Consider the following 12683-nt stretch of genomic DNA (forward strand, 5'->3'; position numbering starts at 1 on the left):
TCTTATTTACTACGGTTTATGTCTTCCCAACAGTCTGCACGAGTATCACCCAGTAAATGTTTGGCAAAAAAGCGATACATTTTCCTTTCAAAATACTTATCAGCAGAACCATATCCATGACCAGCCCCTGGAATCACTAACATATCAAAGTCTTTACCGGCTTCAATCAGTGCCTTAGCCATACGATAAGTATGTGCTGGATTGACATTCTTATCCATATCTCCTGTTACAAGCATCAGATGACCTTTCAGGTTCTTAGCAATTTCTGCATTCGACTTCACGCTAAACTTATATTCATACTCTTTCGTCTCATTACCCAGACTGTCTTTCACAACCTTTTCCACTTCTTTCACACCATTATAGCACTCTCCCCAACCACGATTGTAGATATTATTATCATGGTTTCCGGAACAAGAAACAGCAGCCGTATAAAAGTCCGGATAAGTACAAATAGCAGCCGCAGCCATAAATCCACCACCAGAGTGTCCATAAATACCTACCTTCTTACCATCAATAAACGAATGACGTTGAGCTAACTGTTCAATCGCATATTTATCATCTGCCAACGGATAATCACGCATATTGCCATAACCATAACGGTGGTATGCTTTACCACGCATCGGCGTATCACCTCTATGTCCTACTGTGATTACAATAAAACCGAGTTGCGCCATGCGAGTACAATAACTATCATCTAATGTAAAGTTAGTAGGTACAAATCCGAAATAAGGTCCGGGATAAACAACTGAAATAATCGGATATTTTTTCTCCGGATCAAAGTCAGACGGTTTCCACATCACTCCATACAAATCGGTAACATTATCAGCAGCTTTCACGGCAAAACGTTCCGGTTTTTTCCAACCCGATGCATAGACTAAGCTCAAATCAGGTTTTGCCAATTCCATAATCACCTTGCCTTTTTTATCCTTCAGCATAATTTTAGGTTCCATATCCACTCTTGAATAGGTATCTACATAGTAATTATGAGATTTCAAGAAGTTCACATTATGCTGTCCGTCTTCCGTGCTCAAAGGAGTTACTCCTTCTCTGTCAATGTCAACCTCATAAAGCATGTAATAGAAAGGATTCACTTTTTTATCTTTTCCATATCCATACAGATAAACTTTGCGTCTCAGCGTATCAATAGAATTAATATAGCCTGTTACCCATTCACCGGAAGTCATCACATTTTTGAGATTTCCGTCTCCATCATAGTGATAATAATGCCCCCAACCAGTACGCTCTGAACGGAACAGAATATCTTTTCCATCATTTAAGATCGCAACATTACGAGCATGTGGATCACGGTATGGCTTATCTTCTTCATGAATGATTTCTTTCACTTCCAAAGTTGACAGATTAACAGAGCATACATCTACTTCATCCCAAGTACGCTTAGTACGTTCAAAAAACAAGTATTTGCTATCCGAAGTAACATGAAGAGGCCTTATATATTGATCTTTCCATTTATCTATCTTTGCTTTCTTCACTGTTTTCTCTACAATATCAATAATCGCCAATTCATTTTGAGTAACATACTTGTCACCTGGAAACTCATATTTATACTTTATCAATGAAGGAGAATCTTCCAATGAATTAATTACCCAAAAATCCCGCAACAAACGGTTATCATCACGTACTACATAAATATGACGATTATCCGGACACCAAAGTGCTGTTGTCGGCACTTCTCCGTTCTCCCCTGCTTCTTCTTCACGAGCATAAGAAAAGTTTTCCACTCCATCCGTAGTCAACTGCACCTCGGTTGTATCCACTCCCAATGCTTTATTTCCTTTTACATACAGGTTGTGATTCTTAGCATACAGAATATACTTTTTATCAGGTGAGAAAGTCATCCAGCTATAAATGGGGTCTTCCAGCTCCTTCTTTTCTTCTTTCTTCTCTACTAATGTCAACTTGCCCGTCAGACGATTATAACTGTATCGTTTACTCTTATAATCAAATTCAAACGAGCCTTGGTCTTTGGAAAAAGTTACAGATGAGATATCTAGTTTATTTCTATCTACTACACCTTTGGTAAATTCACTTAACTGCATAGCCATCTTCCCTTTATCAAATAGAGGTTCACGCTTTCCTGCAGCAGGCATTACATAATAATATTCCTTGCCTGATGTTGTTTGAAACTCAAACCAGAAATTATCTGTATCGTTAATTCCCCGAGGGTAAACCGATAGACTAATATTAGACAATTTACCTCCTAAAGTAAAATCTTGAAATTTATCTGCCAATTCATAATTGGCAAATATATTGCTTGATTTACCAATAGATACCTGAGCAATCATCTGCACCATAGTGCAAGATGTTAGTATAGCAGTTACAAAAAAAACTTTAATACTCATTATAATAATTCTTTCAAAAAAACATTCATATATTAATTAAAACTCAAACCAGAAATAATCAAACCCACGACCAAGTTTATAAAGTGCATCAACAACATTACCAAAGTGGTTATCTTCTATAACTTCATTAGGGAACAGCTTACCTAAAGTAACTTCTTCACAAACCCCAGTAGCCTGATTTTTAGTTTCTTTAACTTCATAAATACTGAATGTTCCATCCGCTAACGCAACTCCCAACTGCCCATTATAACTTGGCATAGATGGAGAAGCAGACAAGTCATTAACAGCTAACGATACTATATCACTAGTCATTTCTCCTAACAAAAGCATTGCTTCATTATGGTTAGTACCAGTCTCCGGATCTTGACCATACTGACAATACCATAGTCTATTTCCATCTGCAATTACAACAAACATTTTATTATTAAAAACTGCAATGTCTTTATAACTTGGTATTACCCCTAATTCTTTCTCAAAATATTCAGTCTCTGAAATAGTTGCAACACCTCCTCCATCTTTTCCTTCCAATGCGAAATATCTCAATCCATACGAACTACCACCGGGTTCTTTCATCAGAGCGACCCAAGCAGGAACAGATGCCGAAACATCATAATCATTTTTCCTTGCACTAGCAGCAGGAATCATATCCACAACTTCTTGAGACATTTTTTGAAAATGCTTCTGATCATTCATTTCTGTAATTTCATAAACATTTCCAGTCAGTTTAGTAGAATTCTCACTGATGGTTGTACTATAATCACTAACAGTAATACCACCGTCATAAATTCCAACTAATGTATTATCTTCCTTCAGCGCTGGAATAACGGAACAATAAAGGTCATTAATTTTAAGACTCTGAAACAGTCTACGAAACTTCATTCCATTATTTAACGGAACAGATGTATAAAATCCCGCATGAAAGTCACCCGCATCGATTTTATTATTTAAGAAAACATGCCCATTCTCATTACGAAGTAATTTTGCCGAATATGTCATAGCAGCTTCTACGGGAGAAAAATTATCAGGTAAATCATTATTGAATTCTTCAAAAGTATACAATTCATGTTCCAAAGTATTACCATTCAATTCAGCCCATTTATCTTGCTTTACAAGCAGTTCATCATATACTTCAAGACCCAATGAACTATAGTAATCCATATTACCCAGATTTTCCATTAAACCAATAGGATTCATTCCTAGATTAGGAGTTACATCCATCTTCACTCTATGATACACTAATGAATCACGTGCTTCCTCATTCCCATCTATAGTTGTAAAATAGGTTATAGTGGAAGGAATAATAAAGTTCAAAATAGACCTGTTATCATTTCCTTTAGAAAGAATAGCCCATCCGCGTTGAAACTCTGTCCGAATCTTAACAGTTGTTGATCTCGCAAACTTTACCCCCGACTTATTATCTATCACAGCAAAAGTAATTCGAGCAGTACCACTTTTAGAAGAAGAAAAAGTATAGGATGGGCCTTGTTCATCCGCTAACAATTGGCCATCCAAATACCACTCATAACTCACATCCGGTGCAATACTATCAATTGTAAACTTAAAAGTCGGTGTTAAAGTTAACTTTTCATCTACAGCAATGCTATAATCATCTTTAAGTCCTCCAATAGATTGATATCCTCCTTGAAGCTCATTTAACTTGTCATAATTATAATTGTTGTCATCATCCAGACAAGCTGACATAGCTACACATAAGATTGCTATGATTATATATACAAACGATTTATTCATAAACTAACTTCCTTTCTATTACCCTGCAACAGGAACTGTAATCTCTAATTGTGTTTTCTCATCAACCAATGGCCCCAAACCTTGTGCTGCTCTTTCCGCATTAATATCTTTCAAAGTATTTTTCAACTTCAATGCATATTTACGTAGTACTTGTTTGTTCTTGCCGTCAAATACCATATCATCCTTTTTCAACTCATCCAAAAACATCTTATATTTATCTTCTAAATATATCCCTAAATAATATTCTTCAACCGAATTGAGAGGAGTATCAGCACCACCTGTATCAGCTACCGACCACCAACTGGGTTTAAATAAACGATCTGTTACAGTAACAATTGCTCTTGAGTATTGTCTTGCTCCCTCTCTTACTTCTTCCTTCTCATCTATTTTTAATGCTAAAATCAATGTATTAGTACTCAATATTTCTGAATTCTTCAATTTTATACAAACACTTCCCGTCAGCTGACCTTTTTCAATCAGACACTCTGTTGGTAATTCATATAAATTGGCAGGTAAAGTTGTACGATCTTCATCTACACTTACAGAAAACTTCAGATCTTTATCCTGCACTTTGCCATATACTGAAACCTCTAATGGAATCTCTGGAACTTCGCCCTCATTATAAACCTTAAATGAAACAGTTGTAGTGTCTTTAGTCATATCTTTGGCAAAGATAATATACGAGACGTCATTATCATTGACCATCAAACCTTTCTCTTCACAAGAGATAAAAAAGCTAGAGCAGCAAAAGCATGCTATAGCAGGAATTATAAAATTCTTGATATTCATTTTCTTACTCCAAGTTTAGTTATTTGATATTACTTTCCGAATCAGGTAACGGTAATACGACATATTCTTCCGTCATTGGAATTTCACCACTATCACAAGTCAAAACTTTATTTAGACGTTTAAACATGTATAATGTTTGTCCCTCTCCAAAAAACTCCCGACGTGCATCATTTACAATCATATTTACAAAATCATTCTTAGAAGAAACAGATGAATAATCTACAGTCTTAATACCGCGTCCTTTTTTCACCTTTTCTAAGTAACTTTTTGCTTCAGCTATTTTAAGCAAATCACCTTCTGTATAAATCGCTTCAGCCGCAATATAATATACTTCAGACATGCGAATCATCGGAATAATCTGATTATTTGCCTTACCGTATTCTGTACTTTCCACTTGTTTATAATATTTCAATGTACGGTAATTATATCCATAGTATTTTAATTCCAACTGATACTTAAAGCGAAAATCATTCTCTTTCTCTATACCATATACAGCATCAAGCATTTTACTACTCCAAGACAAATAGTTCTGATCAGATTCTGATTTACCATCAGTCAGATGATTAATCTCACTATCCCAGTCTACTAATTCTGTAGGAGAATACAATGCAAAAATTATATTATCATACATCTTCATATTACCGTTCTTAAAGTTATCAGAAGCATAATAAGATTCGTCGGCTGCAAAATATTTTGTTTTCTCCTCTTCATCTATCAACTTCTTCGCTTCCGCATATGCTTCGTCGTTCATTCCTGCATATAAATATACTCTTGCTAATATGGCTGTTACAGCATAGTAATTCAAGCGGTACCCTCTTAACGCAGCAAAAGCACCTTCACCAGCCACTTTTTGCACAAAGCGCCTATCAGGATTAAAATTTGTACTCTCTGTATCTATATCAAATAAAATACGTTGTGATTCTTTTAGATCAGCAATAGCATGTTCCAGACAATAGCTAACCGTTTGTTTATCATTCACATAACTAGGATATTTGTCTACATACGGAATAAAAGTACGTGTATTAGGATTCGCAGCAGGAGCAGGAGCATACATACGAAGTAAATCAAAATGCATATATGCACGTACCCCTATTGCTTCTCCCAAAATCATACGGCGTTCAGTATCGTGATCATAAAATAATGCAGGATCAGCAACCTCAGCCTGTTGTATCAAGTTATTACAGTTGGCAATAATATTCCAAGCAGCATTCCACATAGCATCTGTTGTTGGTGTCAACTCTGAATGCTTATAATTAAAATTACAGATTTTACTCATTGCCTGTCCACTACCACTCGTTGGAGCTCTATTCTTATCATACACTTGTCCCCAAGCATCTACAATCCCCCACGTCAAATTACTTCCATACAAATCAAATGTTGATAATTTACGATAAATACCATTCAATGCTGTCCGAAATCCATCACCTGAAGAAAAAAGATACTCTTCCTTGATTTCATCAGAAGGATATAAATCAAGCCAGTCTTGGCAGGATGAAAACGTTAGTGCCAAGCAGGCTAATGATATGATTGTTCTATATATTTTTTTCATTATAGTAAGTCTTAAAATTGTGCTTTAATTGAAAAATTCACTTTCCATGATTTTGGATAACTTAATCCACGCTCTTGACGGATGGAGTTCCAATTTATAAAGTCACTTGAACTGGCCTCAAGACGAAGCATATTCATACCTAAATACTTCCTTATCCATTCACGTTTGAAATCATAACTCAATGTCAATGCACTCAAACGGATATAAGATTTATCCTGTACAAAACGTGATGTAGGCAAAGTAGTCAATTTACTATCCTTAATATTTTTAAACTGGGCAACATCACCAGGTTTTTGCCAGCGATCTGTCAACACTCGTAAATCGACATTTCCTCTCTCTATTGCCGCATTCTCCACTCGATCTACCAAAGTCTGATTATACTCCTGCCCTCCCCATTCATATAAGAAAGAAGCAAACAGACTCCATTCTCTATAAGTAAGATTTACACCAAATGCTCCATTAAATTTCGGTTCTGTATTACCCACAACAACTTCTTGCGTAGCATCCCATTTATCGGACACTGTACCATCTCTATTCAAATAGATCTCTTTACCAGTAGTTGGGTCGATACCTAATGATTTAACTGCCCAAATGGATGTCAATGATTGCCCCTCTTCATATTGTGCAATAGGCACAGAATAATTAGCATCTTTCAATGAATAATTTATATTCTGTGCATCCTGCTCCTTTTTATAAAATTCAGCTACACGTTGATTATATGCTTTCTGTGAATCAGATATTTTCAATATTTTATTGGTATTGTGTGCCATATTTCCCCACAAAGCTACTATCCAATCACGATTCCGATACACATCAGTACGTACAGTCAACTCAAACCCCTTATTCATAACTTCACCCATATTACTTTTATAGGTAGAAAAACCTGAAGTATTAGAAAGACTGACATCATTAACTAAATCTATCGTTTTCTCATAATAATAGTCAGCTTCTACTGTTAAACGCCTGTCAAAGAACTGCGTTTCTACACCAATATTAAACTTGTCTGTTTTTTCCCATGTTAAATCCTTGTTACCCAAAGCTTTTAATACAGCTCCGTAACCAGTTGCATACCATTCATCGAAAAGAGTTTCATACATTGTAGTTGCTGCATAGGAAGGGAAATTTACTTTTCCCGTACGTCCGTAAGAACCACGTACTTTCAATTTATTCACCCAGTTATTTCCTTTTAAAAAATCATAATTATGCAAGTTTACTCCCAAACCTCCTGAGAAAAAGGGTGCCCACCTTTGATTAGAACCAAATGCAGAAGAACCATCAAAACGTACCGAAACATCCGCTAAGTAAATATCATTCCATGTATAGTTGGCTGTAGCCAATACACTCACCATGCGAGAAGTTCCTTCTGTACGTGTTGGTTTTTTATAGATTTCTGAAGCATAATTTAAAGAGTGAAATTGTCCTGATGAAAATCCACGATAATGGGCACTCGTATTATCCTGCGAACCTGCCGAAGCTTCCCATCCTATAGATACATTTAAATTATGTTTTTTTCTCAAATGTACGTGTATAATACAAAAAAGCATTTGCATTCCAGTCTAAATTATTCCCATTAGTTGTATATAGATCCCCTACCTTATCTTCATTCCCACTTGAAGATTCCCCCAGCACACTGGTTTTAGACGATAACGGATCTATAAATTTCTCACTATTAGCATACTTTCTAGTCACACTAAATTGGCCTCTTACAGTCCAATAGTCAGTCAAGTACCAATTTAAACTTAAATTATTTGTAATCTCATCATATGCATTCCAATCATAATTCGCCAAAGTTGCCTCGTATAAAGGATTATTTGCTGCACTATTCCTATCCGTTTTCGAGAAGGCTAGTTGTTCTACTAATATTCCATCTTCATAAGGAGTATCATAAGGTTGCATGCTCGTGTAATCACTGAATGAGCCATAGGGTGATTCAGTTGATTTCGTATGAGTAAAAGACACTGTATTTTTTACTTGAAGGCTTTTCATTCTATAATCCAAAGAGAAACCGACACTATAACGATCGCGAGAGGATCCTTTCATAACCCCTTTTGTTCCATTATAAGAAGCATCCACACCATACCTTAGGTTTTGTGTTCCTCCTTCTACGTACACACTATGTTTATGATCAAAAGAATTTCTTAATGGCAATACTAACCAATTTGTATCCACTCCTTTTCGTATCTGCGCATATTTTTTACTATATGAATTTATGATATTTCCCATATTATCTCCTGCCGATACATCAAACAACCCGGCAAGTCTCTCTATTTCCAACTTCTCGGATGCGTTAGCCAAATTATAATCTCTCAAGTCAGGCATTTCCAAAGTCCCTGTAAAATTATACGACACACGTACCTCACCCGGTTTAGGAGCCACTGTAGTAATGACAACAACCCCATTTGCTGCACGTGAACCATAAATTGCAGTTGCAGCAGCATCCTTCAAAATTGTCATACTTTCAATTCGGGTAGGATCAAGATCATACACCTTCTCTATGCTCACTTCAAAGCCATCCATAATGAAAGTAGGCAAGTTAGGATTATTCTCTAAATTTGATTTAGAAAGTTGATCTTTATCCAAATCCCTCACTCCAACTCCTGAACGTCCACGAATATACATCTCTGGTAATGCATTTGGATCTGAACCAAATTGCGTATTTGTCATAAGACGGAAAGAAGGATCAAAAGACTGCATAGCATCAATTACATTAGTTTGCGATACCTTCCGTAAATCATCGCCTGTAATCTGCGTAGAACTACCAGTAAAGCTAGTTTTACGAACATTACTATATCCAGTCACAACCACATCATCCAATGTTTTTACATCATCAACCAAAGTAATTTCAAGACTTTTCCGACGGGTAGCATCCACTTGGAGAGTCTGCTTTTTCATACCGATAAAAGAGACTTCCAAAGTCACTTTGTCACTTTTCACATCCAACGTAAACTCACCTTCGATATTGGTAGAAGTACCCGTACGAGTACCTTTTACGATGACGCTAGCTCCTGGTATCGGTTCCTTATTCGAATCAATAACCGTACCACGGATACGATTATCACGCTTCTCGGTCTGCAATTTACGAACAACAACAATACCATCTTTCACCACATAATCAAATCCCTGGGGATTTAAAATCAACTTCAGAGCGACTTCCCATTTCTCATTTTTTGCATTAATTGATACGGGAGGAACTCCTTTAAACATTTGTGAATTATACAACATATTCACTCCTGTTTGTTTCTTCACTGCATCCAAAACTGTCTCGATAGAGACATTATGCAGATTCAAAGTTACCGTCTTATCCTGTGACGGTAGAGCCCATGTGCTAAATGTGCAACACACTGCCACTAAAAAACATAGTAGCCATCGTTTTTCTCTCATAAATTAATGATTAAACTTTACCTAATATTCTATTTATTCTTACTCTTTCATTCCACCGTATATCAATACTTTCCGCCCACTGATTTTATAAGTCAGATCACCTGTCAGTTCTAATGCATCCAGGAACGAGTTGATCGCTCCGTAACGTTTCAAACTGCCGCTGTAAGTTATGTCGCGCAGATCCGGTGTTTCATAATAAACCTGTATATCATACCAGCGTTCAAATGTCTCCATGATCTCCCCTAAAGAACGGTTTTTAAAGTTGTACACACCGTTTACCCATCCGATATATTCATCCAGGTCGACGGTGCGCTTCTCTGTACCATTGGCAGAGACTACTGCTTGTTCGCCCGGCTGAAGAGTTACCGTTCCGACATTCGGTGCAGAGAATTGTACTTTTCCGCGCACCAATGTAGTGTAACAAACGGAAGCATTAGTATAAGCATTCACATTAAATGCCGTACCAAGCACCATCACTTCACCAAGATGAGTTTGTACCACAAATGGATGAGATTCATCCTGCACAACTTCAAAATAAGCCTCACCCTCCAAAGCTACAATCCTGCGTTTACCCGCAAAACGTACCGGATAAGTCAGCCTGGAACCAGCATTCAAATGAACTGTTGTTCCATCAGCGAGGATTACAGTATTTTCCCCTCCACGTGGTATAATAAGTTCATTTGACTTAACCGGCTTCTCTTCGACGTTTTTCTCTTCGTGTTGCGTTGTGACGGTTGGTTCATATGACAGCACTCCTTCCTTATATTTTACCTGGACGCCGTCTACTATTACGTTAACTTCTTTCTTATGTACATCAATAATGCTACCATCGGGTAAAGTCAATTGTGCCTGTTGAACTCCCGGCTGAATCAATGGTCTACTTTCCTCTTCAGTCGAAACATAATTCAACGTATAGAAAGATAAACCGATTACTAAAAAAACAACAGCTGCTGCAACAGACCACCAAATCCGGAAAGCTCGAGGCTTCTTTATCACCGGTCCCGTTTGTCCGATTTTCTGAAGGAAAGATTCATAGCCTTTCTTTGATGAATAATTTTTATATTCTTCAAATGCAACTCTTAATGTCTCGCCATTCTGTAATTGCTCAAACACTTTTTGTAAGTCCGGGCATTCTGCCAATCGCTTTTCAAGCTTTTGCTGTTCCGATTCGTTAGCTTCTCCTAAAAGAGCTTTCTTCATTAAAGCGGCATCTTGATATACATTTTCGAACTTCTTCATCTTATTTCTCCTTTTTAAATTAAACAATTGTTTAATTTGCTTTATTATAGATATACATAACTCATAGAAAGGGGTGACAAAAAGATGATCTTTTTTTGAGATAAGAGCGTAAAGAAGAGGATTTTAGGGATAAGGATATAACATTATGTCACAATTTAAAGGAAATACATTCGCTTTTAACAAAGAAAACAAATCTTAAGCAATCAATAAAAAGATAAAGAAGTATCAATTTGATTTTTTTATCTTTTTAGAGAAATAAACAAAGAATTATAAAATGTACAGAGTCGCCCAGTCTCTCACGAAGAAATTTATAGCTACGGGTCTTTTGAGTTTTAACAGTATTGATACTTATTTCTAAACGTTCGGCTATCTCTTCCCATGTATGTCCTTCGATTCTCATTAAAATGATCCGGCGTTGTTCGGCTGGGAGTTCTTCGATATGGCAATAGAGCTGCCGGATAATTTCTTCTTTTACCGTTAACGCATAGATTACGTCTTCATCCTCCACGTCTTCTTCCTCGGCGAGAGAACTTAAAATTGTATCATGAATCTGATTATTGCGTATATATAATAAAGTATTATTATAGCAGGCGCGATAGAGATAATTTGTGAGCTCTTTGATATCAGAAAAGGTACGCTTACCTTCCCAAACAGAAATGAAAACCTCCTGAACCAGATCTTCCACTGCATCCGGAACGGGCAATATTTTGGCGACATAAATGCATAGAGCAGCATAAAAACGATCGTAGAAATCGCCCCATATCTTTTCATCCTTCCGGTTGACTCCTGCTACTATGATGTCAATCTTATCGTCCATATTGTCACTCTACCTATCAAAAAACGAAACAGATTTCTCTGAAATCGCTATAAACACTTACTATAGCGGTATTTATAAATGCAAATATATTGTTTTTTTCAGAAACGCAGGCCCAACTAACCTACAAAATAGAAAATAAAAGGCTTCCCTCTTCTAATCAAAAAACACAAAGTTCTCTATCACCTATCACCGCACCTCTCCAATCGGCTTATTCATCGTACATTGAAGCATGGTGATAGGTTGAAAAGGATCTTTCACCTAACCTATCACCTATCACCACCTATTTCGGTCAATATAAGACGCAGAATACGGCTATGATCTATTAAAGGAAACGGTAAAAGAAAGCTTTTTAGTCAGTTCAAACGGCCTAAACTTTTGTCTTCTGCCTTCAAACAAGTTGTTCCCCAACCTAAAACTATTTGTTTCAAGGCTTGAAACTGTTTGTTTCCCGTAATGAAACTGTTAGTTTCTCGGTGTGAAACAAGTAGTTTCTCGTAATGAAACTTTAGTTTCAAAGGCTTGAACTTTTTTTTAAAGGCATGAAATCAAACTTTCCCAACACGACTGTGAGTAAAGTACTTACGAGATATATTTAAAAGAGGCACAAAAAAAGAGCGAATCATTCCGCCCCACCTTTAAAGAATCCCCATAAATGGGATTCTTCTTTTTTCTTCATTTTCATTTACTCGTTACCTAAAAACGTCTTTTTCCTAATACCTAATCAAAACAATCCTTTTCCTAAAAACTAATCTTAAAATCTAATACCTTAATTTTATAAACTAATACCTTTTAATTATAA

At 36.5% G+C, this 12683-nt stretch carries 6 protein-coding genes and 1 pseudogene; all 7 read right to left on the minus strand.

Translation table 11 applies throughout. The annotated features are described in order from the left end of the window. Window positions 1-2: 2 nt before the first annotated feature. The 7 genes and pseudogenes from CJF29_RS23295 to CJF29_RS23325 all read right to left on the minus strand — a co-directional run bounded on the left by CJF29_RS23295 (window position 3) and on the right by CJF29_RS23325 (window position 11884). On the minus strand, window positions 3-2312 hold the full coding sequence (locus tag CJF29_RS23295) for a S9 family peptidase (protein WP_229092004.1): 2310 nt from the start codon (window positions 2310-2312) through the stop codon (window positions 3-5). Between the two features lie 84 nt (window positions 2313-2396). Further along, complete coding sequence (locus CJF29_RS23300) at window positions 2397-4109, minus strand: PKD-like family lipoprotein (RefSeq protein WP_074560377.1); 1713 nt, start codon at window positions 4107-4109, stop codon at window positions 2397-2399. An 18-nt stretch (window positions 4110-4127) separates the two neighbouring features. Continuing rightward, entirely contained in the window at window positions 4128-4898 is a 771-nt protein-coding gene (locus tag CJF29_RS23305; RefSeq protein ID WP_008647164.1) for a DUF4843 domain-containing protein, read from the minus strand. A 19-nt stretch (window positions 4899-4917) separates the two neighbouring features. Next, window positions 4918-6447, minus strand: coding sequence for a RagB/SusD family nutrient uptake outer membrane protein (locus CJF29_RS23310; RefSeq protein WP_074560379.1), 1530 nt, complete (start codon window positions 6445-6447; stop codon window positions 4918-4920). Window positions 6448-6458: 11 nt separating this feature from the next. Next, window positions 6459-9828: pseudogene (locus CJF29_RS23315) on the minus strand (SusC/RagA family TonB-linked outer membrane protein). Between the two features lie 39 nt (window positions 9829-9867). Then, window positions 9868-11067, minus strand: coding sequence for a FecR domain-containing protein (locus tag CJF29_RS23320; RefSeq protein WP_074638556.1), 1200 nt, complete (start codon window positions 11065-11067; stop codon window positions 9868-9870). Between the two features lie 247 nt (window positions 11068-11314). Continuing rightward, window positions 11315-11884, minus strand: coding sequence for an RNA polymerase sigma-70 factor (locus tag CJF29_RS23325; protein WP_074559773.1), 570 nt, complete (start codon window positions 11882-11884; stop codon window positions 11315-11317). Between the last annotated feature and the right edge of the window lie 799 nt (window positions 11885-12683).

It is taken from the genome of Bacteroides celer (genome assembly GCF_002632415.2).
Taxonomy (GTDB): Bacteria; Bacteroidota; Bacteroidia; order Bacteroidales; family Bacteroidaceae; genus Bacteroides.